The sequence below is a fragment of the Tunicatimonas pelagia genome (assembly GCF_030506325.1).
In the GTDB taxonomy this organism is placed as follows: domain Bacteria; phylum Bacteroidota; class Bacteroidia; order Cytophagales; family Cyclobacteriaceae; genus Tunicatimonas; species Tunicatimonas pelagia.
The window spans coordinates 3,808,331-3,824,502 of sequence record NZ_CP120683.1 but is presented as its reverse complement, the minus strand read 5'-3'; the positions used below and the strand labels follow the sequence as shown (position 1 = coordinate 3,824,502).

Annotated in this window: 19 protein-coding genes; 16 read left to right on the top strand and 3 right to left on the bottom strand. The window is 43.0% G+C overall.

The features are described 5' to 3' along the window. Positions 1-308 precede the first annotated feature (308 nt). From P0M28_RS16405 to P0M28_RS16390, 4 genes are read left to right on the top strand one after another with little or no spacing between them, the layout of a single operon-like run. Positions 309-908: an RNA polymerase sigma factor gene (locus P0M28_RS16405; RefSeq protein ID WP_302203567.1), complete on the top strand. Its 600-nt coding sequence runs from the start codon at positions 309-311 to the stop codon at positions 906-908. Further along, a complete protein-coding gene (locus P0M28_RS16400; RefSeq protein WP_302203565.1) occupies positions 883-1,128 on the top strand; it encodes a hypothetical protein in 246 nt (81 codons plus the stop codon). Before P0M28_RS16405 ends, P0M28_RS16400 begins: the two co-directional genes overlap by 26 nt. Before the next feature lie 12 nt (positions 1,129-1,140). Next, a complete protein-coding gene (gene nth / locus P0M28_RS16395) occupies positions 1,141-1,788 on the top strand; it encodes an endonuclease III (RefSeq protein ID WP_302203563.1) in 648 nt (215 codons plus the stop codon). Positions 1,789-1,836: 48 nt separating this feature from the next. Continuing rightward, a complete protein-coding gene (locus P0M28_RS16390) occupies positions 1,837-2,340 on the top strand; it encodes a hypothetical protein (RefSeq protein ID WP_302203562.1) in 504 nt (167 codons plus the stop codon). A gap of 197 nt (positions 2,341-2,537) precedes the next feature. On the opposite strand, the gene P0M28_RS16385 is transcribed toward P0M28_RS16390, so the two are convergent. Next, positions 2,538-3,458 carry an NAD(P)/FAD-dependent oxidoreductase gene (locus P0M28_RS16385; protein ID WP_302203561.1) on the bottom strand — a complete coding sequence of 307 codons (921 nt, stop codon included), beginning with the start codon at positions 3,456-3,458 and terminating at the stop codon, positions 2,538-2,540. Between the two features lie 366 nt (positions 3,459-3,824). Between P0M28_RS16385 and P0M28_RS16380 the strand changes: the two genes are divergently transcribed. From P0M28_RS16380 to P0M28_RS16325, 12 genes are all read left to right on the top strand, one after another. After that, complete coding sequence (locus tag P0M28_RS16380) at positions 3,825-4,730, top strand: helix-turn-helix domain-containing protein (protein WP_302203559.1); 906 nt, start codon at positions 3,825-3,827, stop codon at positions 4,728-4,730. 101 nt (positions 4,731-4,831) lie between these two features. Continuing rightward, complete coding sequence (locus tag P0M28_RS16375; RefSeq protein ID WP_302203557.1) at positions 4,832-5,599, top strand: SDR family NAD(P)-dependent oxidoreductase; 768 nt, start codon at positions 4,832-4,834, stop codon at positions 5,597-5,599. Between the two features lie 167 nt (positions 5,600-5,766). Beyond that, positions 5,767-6,693, top strand: a complete 927-nt coding sequence (locus P0M28_RS16370) for a nucleoside hydrolase (protein ID WP_302203555.1) — start codon at positions 5,767-5,769, stop codon at positions 6,691-6,693. A gap of 113 nt (positions 6,694-6,806) precedes the next feature. Further along, a complete protein-coding gene (locus P0M28_RS16365; protein WP_302203554.1) occupies positions 6,807-7,430 on the top strand; it encodes a DUF4241 domain-containing protein in 624 nt (207 codons plus the stop codon). A 2-nt stretch (positions 7,431-7,432) separates the two neighbouring features. Then, positions 7,433-8,305 carry a helix-turn-helix domain-containing protein gene (locus P0M28_RS16360; protein ID WP_302203553.1) on the top strand — a complete coding sequence of 291 codons (873 nt, stop codon included), beginning with the start codon at positions 7,433-7,435 and terminating at the stop codon, positions 8,303-8,305. A 172-nt stretch (positions 8,306-8,477) separates the two neighbouring features. Then, the gene (locus tag P0M28_RS16355; protein ID WP_302203552.1) at positions 8,478-9,413 is read left to right on the top strand and encodes a hypothetical protein; all 936 of its coding nucleotides are present in this window, start codon (positions 8,478-8,480) and stop codon (positions 9,411-9,413) included. Between the two features lie 141 nt (positions 9,414-9,554). Next, the gene (locus tag P0M28_RS16350; RefSeq protein WP_302203551.1) at positions 9,555-10,268 is read left to right on the top strand and encodes a pirin family protein; all 714 of its coding nucleotides are present in this window, start codon (positions 9,555-9,557) and stop codon (positions 10,266-10,268) included. Positions 10,269-10,411: 143 nt separating this feature from the next. Then, positions 10,412-11,179 (top strand): YwqG family protein, encoded by a 768-nt coding sequence (locus P0M28_RS16345; RefSeq protein ID WP_302203550.1) that lies wholly within the window; start codon positions 10,412-10,414, stop codon positions 11,177-11,179. A 140-nt stretch (positions 11,180-11,319) separates the two neighbouring features. Then, a complete protein-coding gene (locus P0M28_RS16340) occupies positions 11,320-11,712 on the top strand; it encodes a lysozyme inhibitor LprI family protein (protein WP_302203548.1) in 393 nt (130 codons plus the stop codon). Between the two features lie 58 nt (positions 11,713-11,770). Beyond that, entirely contained in the window at positions 11,771-12,700 is a 930-nt protein-coding gene (locus tag P0M28_RS16335) for a DUF5996 family protein (RefSeq protein ID WP_302203547.1), read from the top strand. Between the two features lie 109 nt (positions 12,701-12,809). Continuing rightward, on the top strand, positions 12,810-13,421 hold the full coding sequence (locus P0M28_RS16330; protein WP_302203546.1) for a superoxide dismutase: 612 nt from the start codon (positions 12,810-12,812) through the stop codon (positions 13,419-13,421). Continuing rightward, positions 13,408-13,902 (top strand): GNAT family N-acetyltransferase, encoded by a 495-nt coding sequence (locus tag P0M28_RS16325; RefSeq protein ID WP_302203545.1) that lies wholly within the window; start codon positions 13,408-13,410, stop codon positions 13,900-13,902. The genes P0M28_RS16330 and P0M28_RS16325 overlap by 14 nt, the downstream gene beginning before the upstream one ends. Before the next feature lie 38 nt (positions 13,903-13,940). Here the strand turns inward: P0M28_RS16325 and P0M28_RS16320 are convergent, their stop codons facing one another. Then, the gene (locus tag P0M28_RS16320) at positions 13,941-14,606 is read right to left on the bottom strand and encodes a hypothetical protein (protein WP_302203544.1); all 666 of its coding nucleotides are present in this window, start codon (positions 14,604-14,606) and stop codon (positions 13,941-13,943) included. Positions 14,607-14,629: 23 nt separating this feature from the next. Beyond that, positions 14,630-16,099, bottom strand: coding sequence for an SLC13 family permease (locus P0M28_RS16315; RefSeq protein WP_302203543.1), 1,470 nt, complete (start codon positions 16,097-16,099; stop codon positions 14,630-14,632). Positions 16,100-16,172: the final 73 nt, after the last annotated feature.

Sequence of the window (16,172 nt, the reverse complement as noted above, 5' to 3'; positions counted from 1 at the left end):
GGTGGGTTTGGGTGCGTAACCCAAGCCCATTTTTTATTTACCACAGAAACTTACGCAAATCAACCATCCTCTGGTTCGATAAAATGTCGGCTATTTGCTATCTTGTTTTTAGAAAAAAATGTACATTACTGAAGAATTTTAGTTTATTTGAAATAAAGTATAGTTTTTCTACTCCCTAAATAAGAAGTTTGCATATTATTTGTTACTTATTTATTTTTGAAAGCTGTGCATTGTTAATACCCTCATTTATTTACGCTTAAACCAGTTTCTATGCCATAAACCTCTACGCTCACTAAACACTTGGATTAATGAAGAAGTACGCAGTAAGCGACAGTAAACTAGTGTCTCTGTACAAGCAAGGGCACGAGGCAGCATTTGAGCAATTGGTCAATCGGCACAAAGCCAAAATTTTCACCGCGATTTACATGATCGTGAAAGATGAATGCATTGCAGAAGATATTTTGCAAGAAACGTTCATTAAGGTTGTAAACACCATTAAATCGGGACGGTACAACGAAGAGGGTAAATTTCTGCCTTGGGTAATGCGAATTGCTCATAATCTTTCTATTGATCATTTCCGCAAAACCCGGCGTTATCCGACGATTGTGGTAGAAGATGGCAGTAATGTTTTCAACACGTTAGATTTTTCTGAAGATTCTGCCGAATCGATTCAAATAAAAAAGGATACACATACGTTATTAAGGCAATTGATTAAAGAATTGCCCGAGGCACAGCGACAAGTTTTGACCATGCGCCACTATATGGACATGAGTTTCAAAGAAATTGCCGATGCCACTGGGGTTAGTATTAACACGGCACTGGGCCGTATGCGCTACGCTCTCATTAATTTGAGAAAGAAGATGCAAAAACATAATATCGCCTATGATCCAAACATTTACCCTAGATGATGCAGTACGTTATACGTATGAAGAAATGTCGGCTGAGGAAGCTCACCGATTTGAAGAAGCACTCTGCTTAGACAGCGAGCTAATGGATATGTTTCAAAAATTACATTCGGTAAAAAGCCGATTAGAAAACGTATCTATTGAAAAGAACCCTTCTAACCAGACTGTTAACCGCATTCTGGCGTATTCTAAGACTTTTGATATTCGGGTGGCTGAAGAATAGCTACCTTTTTTTATGAATAAGAAAGAGCGGTTTCAGGAATTTATCTCTTATTTCGCAACCCATCAGCCTGAAGCAGAGACTGAGCTAACCTACAATAATCCTTACGAATTACTGGTAGCGGTTATTCTGAGTGCTCAGTGTACTGATAAGCGGGTGAATATGGTTACTCCCGCGTTATTTGAGCAATTTCCTACTCCCGAACATTTAGCAGCTAGTCATTTCGACGAGCTTTTTCCCTACATTAAAAGTATCTCCTACCCCAATAACAAAACCAAGCATTTGCTCGGAATGGCTAAGATGCTAATTGAGGATTTTGACTCAGAAGTGCCTAGTGATATCAAAGAACTACAAAAACTGCCAGGAGTAGGCCGGAAGACGGCTAATGTGATCTCTTCGGTTATTTTCAATCAACCGGCTATGGCGGTAGATACCCATGTATTTCGAGTCTCTAAGCGGTTGGGGTTGGTAACCCAGACGGCCAAAACCCCTTTGGAAGTAGAAAAGCAGCTCATCCGTCACATTCCCGAAGAACACGTGGCTAATGCTCACCACTGGCTCATCTTACACGGGCGCTACGTCTGCCTCGCCCGAAAACCCAAGTGTGAACAGTGTGAATTAACTCATTTTTGTCGTTACTTCGAGAAGAGAGAAGTAGAGTAATCCCTAGTGGCTTTATCTTACAATTAGCATACATCCTGCACCTAGAACGTGAGCAATAAACAGATATTCTTAACCCTTCTGCTAGGCCAACTATTTAGTTGGTTAGGAATATTTTTGGGCGAGAATCTTAACGCGCCCTATATTTTCCCATTCTTATTTGGAATTTCTGTACCTCTTGCAAACTGGAACTCTGTTAATTATAAAAAGTGGCGCTCTACCCTAACTTTAGGCTTAATCTCGACGGCATTGTTTTTTGGTTCAGCCATACTAGCTGTTGGACTTGGGAACGTTCACTTGATCATTTCTTTTGCAGCTGTTGGATTATCTGGAATAGGGTTTCTCCTGTTTAACTCAGCTTTCATTTCCTCAATTCAAGTGAACTACCTAACTGGAACCGTAACATTTGTTTTGGTCGCCATTTCACTTCCAATTGGCAAAGAAGTTCTTCAATTAATTGATAGACAAGACACGATCTATTTGCTTCTCTTCTCAACATTCATGACAACTTTAGGACTCTGCTCAAGTAAGCTAACGGCAGAACAGATGAACTAAAAATGAAATGCTCACAATACATATGATGGCATATGCTAACGTGTATTCTAGAAATGATATTGACCTTGACCGTGAGTCTTCCGCCGAATAAGAGTTCTCGGAGTTTTTAGATTACAGGGCGTATCGTTGCCTAGAAAGCAGTGTATACTGGCGGGCTTCACTATTTTAGTGCTGTCCACAAAGTGAGAGCGCCCGCCTTATTCGTGGCCGTTGGTTTTGTCTACACCACCTCTGATCAACTCGTGATTCAGCATCGCTCCTGCTACACTCCCTTGAGCCGAAGCAGTAGCAAGACTACGGAACGGAGTAGTACAGTCGCCAGCGGCAAATACTCCAGGAAGACTTGTCTTTTGAAAACCGTCAACTTCTATGTGCCCGCTCTCATTTATGGCACATCCTAGCTGTTGCGGTATTTCGCAGTGCTGAACGAATGGTGGGCGAAAGTAAAGCGCGTCTAGCACGTAGGTTTGTCCATTTTTTAAAACTACTTTCTTTAAAAGGCCTCCTTCATGCTCAAGATGCTCAATTGGGGTCTCAATAATTGAAATTTTATGTTCTCGGAGTTCAGCCTGCTCAAAAGTAGCCTCTCCGTTGGTGAAGACTGTGATACTATCTGTCCAATTGGAAATAATCTTGTAAAAATCAAAGACCGACTCATCGTTTACAAAAATCCCGGTTTTCTTACCTTTCACTTCATATCCGTGACAGTAGGGACAATGAATAACGGTTTTGCCCCAACACTCGGTAAAGCCATCAATATCAGGCAAAACATCTCTAACTCCGGTAGCGAAGAGTAATTTCTGGGCACCAAAGGTTTGTCCCGAGTTTGTTTGAATCTCGAAGCCGTGCTCAGTTTTAGCTCCCTGGGTAGCCAAGTCGCTAAGGAAAGTTACCGTATCATATTTTTCTACCTGCTGACGCGCTAGTGTAGAAATCTCGCCTGGCTTCTTTCCGTCTTGGGTTATAAAATTATGAGCGTAAGGAGTGAACCGATTACAAGGCTTTTCACTGTCAATAACCAATGTTTTTCTTAGTGAGCGCCCTAGTGTCATTGCAGCGGAAAGTCCGGCGTAGCTACCGCCGATAATGATGACTTCAAATTGATTATTGTCATACATAGCATGAAATTTTATGAGTTCTTGAGAAGAGATTGGAAGCGTAGTGGAACTTAAGTAATATTTGTCTTGATGTTGTTTTAGTGAATATATCGTTAGTAAAGGTAGTGGTATTTTTCTTTTTTGCAACAGAGTTGCATTAATAGATGAGATGACGGAAAGCAGTATTTTTCCTTCTGTACCAACTGCCAAGAAAAGCAGTACTAACACAACTACTTTTAATTTTGCTGTACTAAGTGTGAAAAGATGTAGTGCATCAGGAGTGAAGTAAAAGTTTCTCTGCCTGACGGATATGATGTTCGTTACTTCATCGGATCGTATCTAACTATAACTTGTGCTTGGTGGTTACCCAGAAAAACATGCTAAGAAATGAGCACTCCAATTATTGTTCACGACCGACTTCAGGATTTATTCAATAATCTGGGCATCCCAATTGAGCAGGACGCCGAGTTTACCGTGCATCGGTTAGAAAATGTGCATGGCGAGGTACGGCAGTCACCGACGTTTAGGGCTAATTATTATTCCTTTGTTTTTTTAGAGAGCGGTCACAGTCAGTATACATTGGATGGTCAGCAGTTTCAGGCCAAGCCACGCACGGTGTATTTTACCAACCCCGGCCACCTAAAATCATTCTATCTTCAAGAAAAGTGCACCGGATACCTGGTCACACTATCGGAGAAGTTTCTCAAGCAAAACGTTCATACTGATGTTTTTGAAGATTTTCCGTTTCTACTAGCCGAAACCGTTCCACCGGGCTATCTGGACGCAGATACCTTTGGTGAGTACCAAAAAATGGTTAGGCAAATTGCTGATGAGTACGAAGGAAACACCCGCTATCGGTACCGCATCATTGGTAACTTGTTCGTAGTGCTGCTACTGAAAATCAAAGATCGGTTTTGGAAAGACTATAATCCGTTGCAAGAATCAGATCGGGGATCGATGATTGTACAGACCTTTAAGCAGGATCTGGAGAAATCGTACCGCAACCTGGCGAACCTCAAGGCACTGCCCAATGTGCAGGACTACGCTGAGCATCAGCAGTTGCACCCTAATTACTTTAGTACCGTCATCAAAAACAAAACTGGAAAGTCGGTGAATACCTGGATTAATGAAAAAACGCTGGTGGAAGCCCAGGCTTTGTTGAATAATAAATCGATGTCGGTGAAAGAAGTCGCTTACCAACTAAAGTTTTCGGAACCTACGCATTTCAGCAAATTTTTTAAGAAACACACCAAGAAAACTCCCAATACTTATCGTCAATCGCTAGCATCTTAGCTTTGCGCCATCGATGCTGAGAAATGTGTCTTTAGTAGCCCTATCCGCTACCTTACCTTTGTCGTGTAGTTAATTGAAAACAAACTTAAATCAACAAAACCATGACAAAGTTAGCAAACAAAATCGCACTAGTAACCGGCGGAAGCCGAGGTTTAGGAAAAGATCAAGCACTGCGTTTAGCCGAGTACGGCAGCGACGTAATCATCACCTACCGTAGCAATGAAGATGCGGCGAAGGAAGTAATAAACGCTATTGAGCGGCAAGGGCAAAAGGCGGTAGCCTTACCACTGGACGTGGCAAATATCAAATCATTTGACGCTTTCTTCGCTCAGGTAAAAGAACAGCTAAACGAACGCTGGAACCGGGATAATTTCGACTTTTTGGTAAACAATGCTGGGGTAAACGCTCACGGAATGATTGGTCAGGTAGATGAAGAGACCTTTGATACCCTGAACAATACGCATTTCAAAGGAGCGTACTTTCTTACCCAGAAAGCGTTGCCTCTGCTCGCCGACGGCGGACGAATCATCAATATCTCTACCGGATTAGCCCGCTTCTCTCTTCCCGGGTACAGTGCTTACGCTGCCATGAAGGGAGCCATGGAAACCTTCACTCGCTACTTAGCAAAAGAGTTAGGCAGCCGACAAATCACGGCCAACGTTGTAGCCCCCGGAGCCATTGCGACTGATTTTAACCGAGGCGACTTTGAAGCGATGCCTCAAATGAAAGAAATCATTGCGTCGCAAACTGCCCTCGGGCGAGTAGGCGAAGCCGAAGATATTGGGGGAGTAGTTGCCTTCCTATGTACTGAGGATGCCCGCTGGGTAAATGCCCAACGCATTGAAGCTTCCGGTGGAATGTTTTTATAAATCTTTTTAGTCAAAAGTAATTAAGCTGGCTGGGTTTCGTACTCAGTCAGCTTTTTTTGTTACAACCAATCGGTTAAACATTGATATGCTCGCTCTCTTAGGAAGAATAGTTTGTGCCCGCTCGTAGAAATGTGTAAACTGCACCGATACGCAACTTCTCTGCTTTTATGAAATACCGATTACGCTCTAAGAATACTTTTTTCTGGGTAGTCCTTTTTTGCCTCACCTACTTTAACTGCCTAACCGCAATAGGTCAGTCTCCCACCCGCATTGTGCTAGATGCTGATACGGGTAACGAAGTAGATGATCTGTACGCTATTGCCCGGGCTTTGGTAGAACCCTCGTGGAATATTGTTGCACTGAATGCCACTCATTGGCAAACTAGCCACTGGGCCGAACCTAATACAATGGAAAATAGCCATCGGCTCAACCAATTGTTACTAGGATATTTTGACGTTTCTGTACCTACTCGTCGGGGCGGAGTGGCACGGATGTACGACTGGGGTGATCTAGCTCAGCACTCAGCCGCTGCCTACGAGATTATTAAGCAGGCAAAGGCTACCCCTACCGGCGAGAAGCTAACTGTAGTAGCATTAGGTGCGCTCACCAATGTGGCTTCGGCCATTTACATCGATCCTTCCATAGAACCACGTATCAAACTTTACTGGCTAGGTAGTAGCTACGATTTTGAAAATAATATCCTGAAGCGAGTAGATTTTAATGCTATGATGGATGCCCAGGCACTGGAGATTTTACTTACTTCAGAAATAGATATGAATGTTATTCCGGTAAATGTGGCTTCGGCCATGAAGTTTACCTTTGCGGAGGTAGAAGAGAAGTTATCGGGCACGCATCAATTGGGTAGTTTTTTAGTAGACCGTTGGTACCAACATTTAGATGGCAGCCGAAAAGAGCGCACCATCTGGGACTTAGCCCTGATTGAAGCTATTATTCATCCCGAGTGGGCGGAAACCGTAGAAGTAACCACCTCTCGCGATAGTGGCAACCGAAAGATTAACTATTATCGCTCTATTGACGCTGAACAGATGAAGAAGAATTTTTATACTACGTTGCTCGGTTATTTTGAGCAGTGAAGATTGGTATGGCTGTTATTTCGTAGCAGATTGGCTGGTAGACAGTATAAAAGTTGTTCATCCAGGCAGATAAACTATATTACAGAGAATTTTTTTACACTATTGCTAAATCTATGGATCAATCTATTGCCGAACTTTTTGAATTAGCCTTCGATGACGAAGATATTGTGGTAGAACTGGCGGATGAAGAACTGCTGTTTACTAACCAGCCCATAGGTTATCTGCGAATTAGTTCTGGTCAGATAATAGCGGGTGATCCAGCTCGCGCCTCAGACACGCTGCAACTCTCAGAGACTTTTCCCAACGGAGAATTTCTGACCGAAGTAGCTATCGCTGAATTTGAGGACGGGGAAGAGATTGCTGGCTACTTCCGCATTAAATTTAGTAATAATGCGCCCCAACACTGGGAATCGGCGACTTATTCCGGTGAGAATGCTCATGCAAGCACACTGGTAGAATCCGGTATTTTCGTGTTAGCTGATGCCAATGTCCTGTCTGATTTACCAGCTATTGACGGTGAAGAACGTGAGGCCGTGATGAATAAACTGAACAATGCTCTGGATGAAACCTACGAAGATGATCGGGCTTGGGCTGAGTTAGATCTAGAGAGTGGTAATCTGGTGGCTTGTTCGTCGGGCGACGGTGCCGGAACGTACACAACCTACATTGGCCGTGATGCCTCGGGCAAGATCTGCCGACTTTTGGTAGACTTCGCCTTGTTTGAAGAAGATGAATAGTAATGGCTAACAGACTGCCCAACTACGAGCTTCAACACGATCAGCAAGCCGTTCCCTTCTCGCTGCGTACCATGGAGGCCATTGACCAAGTTAATCAAGGAAAACCCGATCAGCCGCATCGGCACTTTTACTACACTATTCTGTGGTCGTTTACCGCTACAGGCACCCACATGATTGATTTTGTCGATTATGAAATTAAGCCCGACCACCTTTTTTTCGTGAGTTCGGGGCAAGTGCATCAGGTACGTACTAAGCCTGACCCCACGGGAGTAGTGCTTTTGTTTACATCCGAATTTTTGCAGATGAATGGCATTCGGGAAGAATTTATCGAGCAACTTAAGATTTTTCGCAGTTGCGAAGAAAATCCTCCTTTAGTAATTTCTGAACCACAAAAAGCCACTCTACACCTTTATGTAAAACAGATGCAGCAAGCCGAACAGTTGACCGATTATCGCTACGAAGCTCTAGGTGCTTGGCTTAAACTCTTTCTGATTGCCTGTAATAATGTTTGCGATTTAGACCCGGTAAATCCGCAACAATTGCAAGCGGGACAAACCATTCTTCGTAGTTTCAAACAGTTAGTAGAATCTCATGTAACCCAGTGTCACAAAGTAGGTGACTATGCCGAAAAATTATTTATCACGCCCAATCACCTAAACGATGTAGTGCGCTCACTGCTCGGACAAACTGCCAAAGAATATATCCAACGGCGACTCACGCTGGAAGCCAAGCGACGTGCCGCCTTCGAGGCCGCTACTACTAAAGAACTCGCCCATAATCTCGGCTTCCGCAACCCTTCTCACTTCACCAAATTCTTCCGTGCCCAAACGGGGCAATCTCTTACTGAATTCAAAACAAAAAGCTGGAAAAGTTAAGAGCAGATAGCATAACTGCTCTTGCTAAAATACGCTCATCATTACATAGTAAGGGATCATCTAAGTTTTAGCCTTTTCTGGTTCGTGCACTTATTAATTTGCATATGTCCCCACTATACTGATGATAGACATGTTCGTTAAATTAAGAATCTGGATCGTAATTATCTTTATCATGCCCGTAGGTTTACAGGCACAGTTTGTACCTGCTGATAAAGAACTAGCTCATAAAGTAAAAGAATGCAAACTAGCGGTTGTTTTCTTAGAAGAAGATGAAAAGATGGTTCAATACTTTACCAAGAAAGAGCCTGAAGGGTTAGAAAAATATCAAACTGTAGTTTCAGAGTTCAACACATTCTTAAAAGAAGCCATCGAGGAAGAATGGAATATCAGCAAAAAAATTGAGTTCGTTACTTCTTCTCAAGTAGAGCATTTACGGAGTTCAAAAGATCCTGACTATTGTATTCTAGAGGTTACCAAACAGAAGAATTACAAAATGAATGACTTCTATTCCTCCAATCCAAGATATGGATTTAATAGCCTGTCTGACTGGAGTTATCATCGCTCATTTGTAGGGAAATCTTCCATGCTGAAGTTATCTTGGGCAGGTAACCCTAAGCAAGAGATTGCCTTATCTTATGTGCCGGAAGTGGGTATACCCCGAGTTGGCATCAGGTTTATGGTTCAACACTTAGAGAACCAGATTGTGGATTGTGTCGATCATGAAATTGCAAAGGTTAAAGCCCTTAAAAAGTCAGTAGAAGTGAGGGGCGAAAGTATTGGTCAGAAAACTGTTTTGCTTTATGATTATATTATAGGTAAGCCACTAAAAAAACAGATAGAAAAAGGTAAACTCGAGAAATTTTATCAATATCCATTAGAAGTTGTTGATTCATTGAAATTGGAAAATATAGTAGTAAATCATCGTGACGGATATGCTTACCCAATCATTGTTCCTGCAGGAGCCGAGAATCACGGAAAAGAACTGTATAACTATTTCTTCGTAGATTCTGCGGATGGTCGTATTTTATCTATGACTGGAATGTCAGGTGGAGAAAATGGGGCAATTAATATTTATCATCTCTACAAACTGAATAAAGAGGCTAAGTAAGAAATTAGTATTACACTTATCGTCTTTAGCACCCCGCTTGTATTCCATAATTTTTACCATCTTTTCCCTGATTTTGTCGCTATCAAACATTGTTTAGCTGCGTTAGAATGAGTAGCTGAAAACAATAAACCAGACAGAATCATGAAAACAGTATTGCATAAAGCCGAAACTCGTGGACACGCCAACCATGGTTGGTTGAACAGTCATCATACCTTTAGTTTTGCTCGTTACCACAATCCTGAGCGAGTACATTTTGGTGTACTACGGGTACTGAATGATGACGTAGTGCAGGGCGGCATGGGCTTCGGAACGCACCCACACGACAATATGGAGATTATTTCTATCCCATTAGAAGGAGCCTTGGAGCACAAAGACAGCATGGGTAGCAAAACGGTAATTCATCAGAACGATGTACAGATTATGAGTGCTGGCACCGGGGTTTCGCACTCAGAGTATAATCACAGTAAAGAGGAACCCGTCAACTTTCTTCAGATTTGGGTATTCCCCAAGGAGAAAAATATTGAGCCTCGCTATGATCAGATTACTTTTAATCCCGAAGATCGAGTAAACCGTTGGCAGCGGGTCGTATCACCTACTGAAGAAGGTGCGGTTTGGATTAATCAGGATGCCTACTTTTCATTAGGTAATTTAACCGAAGGCACTGCGCTGGATTACGAAGTAGCTCAGCCCGGCAACGGGGTGTACGTCTTTGTACTAAAAGGTAGCGTGACCGTAGGCGATCAAGCACTGCACCAACGCGACGGCTTAGGAGTGTGGAGTACTGACAAAATCACTTTCCAAGCTGATAGCGACGCAGAAGTACTGCTAATGGATATTCCGATGTCGGTTAACTAACTTATAGCGTTATTAAACCCTATTGCTAGAGCACGTTTTGGGCGTGCTCTGGTTTGTTCGCAGAATAATTTTTAGTGATTCTATCTGTGCTATGAGTATATTAATTTTGCGTATAAAATAGCGTACCGTAAAACAGATACTTGATGATTCCAGATTTTTTGAAAGAATATGAAGCAGATCTAAAAAAGTACGAACGCAAGTTCGTTCGGATAAAAGCAAAATCGAGGAAGGAATTACCTCTTGAAGATAAGCTAGATGTGAAAGAGAGTAAGTTTCTGGGAATCCCATTTTTCCCAAGGGATAAGGAGTATCCGAAAGACAGAACTGGGCAACCAATGGTAATGACAGCTCAATTAAATTTTGAGCAAATACCATTCTTGCAAGACTTTCCAAAGAGCGGAATTCTTCAGCTTTTTATATCAAAAACTGATTGGTATGATGATGATGCGAAAGTTATTTACCACAGTGAAGAAGAACTACGGAAACCGACCTTGAGTGACTTTTCGTTTTTGTCAAATGATGATTATGATGATATGCCCATAATCAAGCTTCATCAACTGACTTTTAAAAAGGGGGTAGATAAAGGCGGCTCTGAAGACTCACAGTTCGATTATCTTTTTGGGCAAGACGACTATTGGGACTTCTCCGAAAGTTTGACAGAAGAACAGCAAGTAAAGTTAGGTAAATATTTTGATGCTTCTGGACACAAAATTGGTGGATATGCAGATTTCACTCAATCTGATCCAAGAGATTATAGTTCGGAAAGGAAAGAAGATATACAGGTTTTGCAAATTGATGTCGACGATCATATTATGTTTGGTGATAGCGGGCTTGGACACATTTTTATCGCCAAAGAAAATTTAATCGAAAGAAATTTTTCAAAGGCTTATTTCTATTGGGACTGCTGTTAGAAGTATGAACATAACTATATCATCAACACCGAGCACCAAGATTTCAATGCCAACGTTCAGCTCGTAAGAACTGAAGACTATTTCTGGGATGATCGGTTGTTATAGAGTAACAATTAGCACCAACTTTACCGCATCATGTTATGAGAATAAGTTTACTACTGCTTTTTTTAATAGTAAGTCCAACAGTTTGGGCGCAGACTCAGGCAGAGATGAATCGGCAAGCATATAGTGCTTATCAAGAAATTGATAAGAAACTCAATGATGTTTACCAGCAAATTTTAGTCAAATACAAATTAGATACTGCATTCACCCAAAATTTGAAAGTATCACAAAGAATTTGGATTCAATTTAGGGATGCGGAATTAAAGGCAAAATTTCCTGAAAGAGAATCTGGAGTCTATGGTAGTATTCATCCGACTTGTCGGGCGTTTTATCTTAAAGAGTTGACGGAAGAAAGGATCAATAGACTACAGATTTGGATTGAAGGTTCTGAAGAAGTAGATATTTGCGCCGGATCAGTGATAAAAAAATAACGAGCAAACTATTACTTCATTCGTTTCCTTAATACACACCATCAACCATTATTTTACCATGACTATCAATCACCAAAACCTACCTGACCTGCCGCTAGAAGCTTGGGAGGAGAGCAAAATGACGTTGCATCTGTACTTACAGATTATTGGGAAGATTCGGTTGAAGCTGACTCCCCGGAAAAATCACTGGTGGTACATTACGTTCTACGTGAGTTCTAAGGGGTTAACTACCGGAAGTATCCCTTACGAGCGTGGGGTTTTTGAAATTACTTTCAACTTTCTGAAGCATCAGCTAGAGATGAGCAGCAGTGAGGGGAAAGAAGTTGCTATTCCGCTGCACGATGGCTTAAGTGTAGCTGAGTTTTACCAGCAAATTCAGGATGGGTTGACGCAATTGGGAATTCAGGTAGCTATCGTAGATCGCCCCTTCTATATTCCCGATGTAGATAAACCCTTCGAGCAACTTGAAGAACAAAAGGCGTATAATGCGGAGTATATTGAGCGGTTTTGGCGACTACTGATCTGGGTAGACGATGTTTTTAAAGAGTTCAGTGGAAGGTTTTACGGTAAATCCTGCCCAGTACACCTCTACTGGCACCACATGGATTTGGCGGTGACCCGTTTCTCAGGTAAGGAAGGGCCAGATTTAGATCCTGACATGCGCTTGTCAGATAAAGATGCTTATTCCCACGAGGCAATCAGCTTCGGCTTTTGGGCGGGAGATGATACGGTGCGGGAACCAGCTTTCTACTCCTACACTCATCCCTCGCCCGACGGAATTGATCAGCAACCTCTTCAGCCCGCTAGTGCTCAGTGGGTAGATAGCAACGGTAGTCCGCAGGCGTTTCTTACCTACGAAAATTTGCGTAAGGAAGAAAATCCCCGACAAGCCCTTTTGGATTTTATGGAAAGTGCTTATCAGGCCGGAGCCAAGCTGGCGGATTGGAATGTAGAGAAGCTCACCGTTCCGCCTTTAAATGACTTGTAAAGAAAGAAAATGGCGAGCTTCGCGTAAATTGACAAACAAGAACCAGACTTGCTCGTTAAGTATAACTAACTAGTAATTTAATTTTTAAACTTTAAAAACAACCACACACATGGCTTTTGAACTTCCTGATCTACCGTACGGATTTGACGCTTTGGAACCTAGTATAGACGCTAAAACCATGCAAATCCATCATGATAAACACCACGGTGGATACGTAACTAAACTTAACAATGCAATTGACGGAACGCCTCAAGCAGATATGTCTTTAGAAGATCTGATGAAAGGAGTCGGTGGCTATTCAACTGCCGTTCGTAACAACGGTGGCGGTCACTATAATCACTCACTGTTTTGGTCAGTACTCTCTCCCGACGGAGGTGGTTCACCCAGTGGCGATTTAGCTTCGGCCATTGACTCAGCCTTTGGTTCTTACGATTCGTTCAAAGAGAAATTTGCTCAAGCCGCCGCCACTCGATTTGGTTCGGGCTGGGCGTGGCTGATTGTAGACGGTAGCGGATCGCTGAAAGTAACCTCTACCCCCAATCAAGATAATCCAGCGATGGATATTGCCGATGAGCAAGGCACACCAATTTTAGGACTGGATGTTTGGGAGCACGCGTACTATCTGAACTACCAAAATAAACGACCAGATTACATCAGCGCGTTCTGGAACGTGGTGAACTGGGACGAAGTAGGCAAACGCTACGCCGATGCTAAAGGCTAATAAACTAAACTTATTTGATGAAAAGCTTTCCTTATTCGTAGGGAAAGCTTTTTTTGTGGTTATGGTAACCATTCTTACTCAACAAAACCTTCAGCCCGACGATGCCCAGACCGCTGCCGAACTGGATCATCAGTTAAATCCTAATCGGACGCCACTCGCCCTAACCGAAGTTTTAGCTAACGACACTACCTACGTCTTTGTATATCGTCAGCAACAGCAAATTGTAGGTATGGCTACGCTAACCTGTTACCGGGTTATTTCCGGCTATAAAGGCTGGATTGAAGATGTGGTCGTGGATCGAGCCCACCGGGGAAAGGGCATTGGTAAGCAACTAACGCACGCTATACTAGAAAAGGCAAAATCGTTACGGCTTCAAAAACTGTTTTTGTATACTGAAGATGAAAAGCAGACTGCCATTCATCTGTACGAACAGCTAGGATTTATGCAGAAAGATAGTCGTTTATACTTTCTGGATTTATAGCTCTCTGTATCACCGATTTCTATACGCTACGTAGTCTGTCAGAAGGCAGCCGGAATAAGGAATAGAAACTGAATGTGCAGGGCGTTATCGTTACCACTGTTGCTACCCAGCTGAGAAACATTATCTATATAATCAGTAAGATAGTTAGCAAAACCGACTTTACTACCAATGCCGAAGCGGTTGGCAAAGAAGTAGTTGATACCAAGTTGCGTAGGGAGTATTGCTGCCACATTACCGTAGGTTTCGTTAGGCGCACGAGTACTCAGATCGTTCTGCAAACTCTCACCGAATTGATTCTCAGGAGAAAAACGAATAAATCCTAATCCCTGGCTTAGATATACTATTATATTCTCGCGCCGTAGCAGATCATACTCTAGCGCATAATGCATTGAGAAGAAAGTAGTTTTAAAGAAGCGGTTAGCAGTATTAACTTCTAGCTCAAACAACCGTGCTCCTTGCGCCTGCCCCGTCAGGGTGCCGTAACTCGCGTGAACGCCACCGTGCAGCCTTCGTTGGTGATTAAACAACAAACTTCCCTGAAACGCCAGTGTCCATTTATCATAGGCTTGACCTAAGTCGCCCCGGTAGGCGTTGGTACTAATTCCGATGGCAATTTTAGCATTACCGAGCGTATCAGTCGTCTGAGCTTTTGCCACCAAAGCAAATCCAAGTAACCCAAAAGCTAACCAGTAATTTTTTTTCATATTTCACATCTCATATTTCTTATCTATCCCCCGTACACCCACTGTATAATACCCAGAGTAATCAAAAGTAGTACCATAATGGAGAGAATATTGAGGAAAAATCCGGCTTTCACCATGTCGGCAATACGAATATGGCCACTGGAAAATACAATGGCATTGGGCGGGGTAGAAACTGGCATCATAAAAGCGCAACTAGAAGCAATGGTAACGGGAGCTACCAACAGCATCGGTTCTATTCCTAAGCTATCCGCAATGCCCAGTGCCACCGGAGCAAAAATAACGATCAGCGCTACGTTACTCATAATTTCGGTAATGAAGAGAGAAAATCCGGTAAGAGCCAAAATCAGAATAGGCAATGCCAGGGTACCTTCGCCTGCTAAGCGTTCACCGACTAGTTGCACAATTCCGGTCATCTCCATTCCTTTAGCCAAACAAAGCCCTCCGCCAAATAGCAGCAAAATTCCCCAGGGAAGTCGCTCAGTGCTTTTCCAGTCCAACACATACTCTTGGGTTCGTAAGCTAATGGGTACCACAAACATGAGTAACCCTCCGCCCATCGCTACAATGGTGTTGTTTAAGTACTTATCGCCCAGCCAGCCGTTAATGGTGGTCTGAAAAATCCAGCAGCAGGCGGTGAGGGTAAAGATAGTTGCCACTAGCTTCTCGGCTTTAGACATAGCTCCCAGCTCCCGCAGTTTATCGGTAATAATATTTCCTGACCCCGCTAATCCTTTCAACCGATGACGAAACAATACCTGAGTAATCATTAGGTAAGTGATGGTTAGTAGGGTTACACAAACTGGAATACCTACTAGCAACCACTTTCCAAAAGCCACATCTCGTCCGTAGAATTCTTGCATATAGCCCACCATCACTACGTTGGGTGGGGTGCCAATAATGGTAGTGGTTCCACCAATGTTGGCCGAGTAGGCAATACAGAGCATCAGCCCCAAAGCAAACTTTCGGTAGCCCGCCTGCGCTTTTTCTGACTGCTGATCTTTTAATAAATCAATGACCGATACCGCAATGGGTAGCATCATTACAGTGGTAGCCGTATTAGAAATCCACATGCTTAGAAAGGCTGTAGCCAACATAAACCCCAGAATAATTCCGTTAGCATGGGTTCCGGTGAGGCGAATTAAGTTTAGCGCAATACGGCGGTGCAGGTTCCGCTTTTCCATAGCCAGGGCAATTAAGAACCCACCCATAAACAAAAAAACAATAGGACTAGCGTAGGGAGCCGCCGCCTCGGCGGTAGGCAAAATACCAAACACCGGAAAGAGAATAAGTGGCAACAAAGCGGTAACGGGTAAAGCAACCGCCTCAGTAACCCACCACAGCACCATCCACCCGGCTACAGCCAGTACTTTGGTGGCGTTGGCATCTAAGCCGTCAATAGAAACCAGAAAATAGATGAGTAGAAACAGCAATGGACCTAACAGCAGCCCTACGATTTTAGTACTAACCCGTGATGTTTGTTGCTTAGCTACCAATAGATCCGCGTTTTACAGTTTTTGAAAAACCTAAATTAGCGGATTTTTGATGAAGGGGAAAGTGCGCGCTGGG

Bases quoted from the DNA above. Each gene is read 5' to 3' on its own strand.
- P0M28_RS16365 (WP_302203554.1), top strand. From the start codon at position 6,807: ATGGATCAATCTATTGCCGAACTTTTTGAATTAGCCTTCGATGACGAA.
- P0M28_RS16320 (WP_302203544.1), bottom strand. From the start codon at position 14,606: ATGAAAAAAAATTACTGGTTAGCTTTTGGGTTACTTGGATTTGCTTTG.
- P0M28_RS16400 (WP_302203565.1), top strand. From the start codon at position 883: ATGATCCAAACATTTACCCTAGATGATGCAGTACGTTATACGTATGAA.
- P0M28_RS16375 (WP_302203557.1), top strand. From the start codon at position 4,832: ATGACAAAGTTAGCAAACAAAATCGCACTAGTAACCGGCGGAAGCCGA.
- P0M28_RS16345 (WP_302203550.1), top strand. From the start codon at position 10,412: ATGATTCCAGATTTTTTGAAAGAATATGAAGCAGATCTAAAAAAGTAC.
- P0M28_RS16355 (WP_302203552.1), top strand. From the start codon at position 8,478: ATGCCCGTAGGTTTACAGGCACAGTTTGTACCTGCTGATAAAGAACTA.
- P0M28_RS16370 (WP_302203555.1), top strand. From the start codon at position 5,767: ATGAAATACCGATTACGCTCTAAGAATACTTTTTTCTGGGTAGTCCTT.
- P0M28_RS16350 (WP_302203551.1), top strand. From the start codon at position 9,555: ATGAAAACAGTATTGCATAAAGCCGAAACTCGTGGACACGCCAACCAT.
- P0M28_RS16330 (WP_302203546.1), top strand. From the start codon at position 12,810: ATGGCTTTTGAACTTCCTGATCTACCGTACGGATTTGACGCTTTGGAA.
- P0M28_RS16380 (WP_302203559.1), top strand. From the start codon at position 3,825: ATGAGCACTCCAATTATTGTTCACGACCGACTTCAGGATTTATTCAAT.
- P0M28_RS16340 (WP_302203548.1), top strand. From the start codon at position 11,320: ATGAGAATAAGTTTACTACTGCTTTTTTTAATAGTAAGTCCAACAGTT.
- P0M28_RS16385 (WP_302203561.1), bottom strand. From the start codon at position 3,458: ATGTATGACAATAATCAATTTGAAGTCATCATTATCGGCGGTAGCTAC.
- P0M28_RS16335 (WP_302203547.1), top strand. From the start codon at position 11,771: ATGACTATCAATCACCAAAACCTACCTGACCTGCCGCTAGAAGCTTGG.
- P0M28_RS16325 (WP_302203545.1), top strand. From the start codon at position 13,408: ATGCTAAAGGCTAATAAACTAAACTTATTTGATGAAAAGCTTTCCTTA.
- nth (WP_302203563.1), top strand. From the start codon at position 1,141: ATGAATAAGAAAGAGCGGTTTCAGGAATTTATCTCTTATTTCGCAACC.
- P0M28_RS16360 (WP_302203553.1), top strand. From the start codon at position 7,433: ATGGCTAACAGACTGCCCAACTACGAGCTTCAACACGATCAGCAAGCC.
- P0M28_RS16405 (WP_302203567.1), top strand. From the start codon at position 309: ATGAAGAAGTACGCAGTAAGCGACAGTAAACTAGTGTCTCTGTACAAG.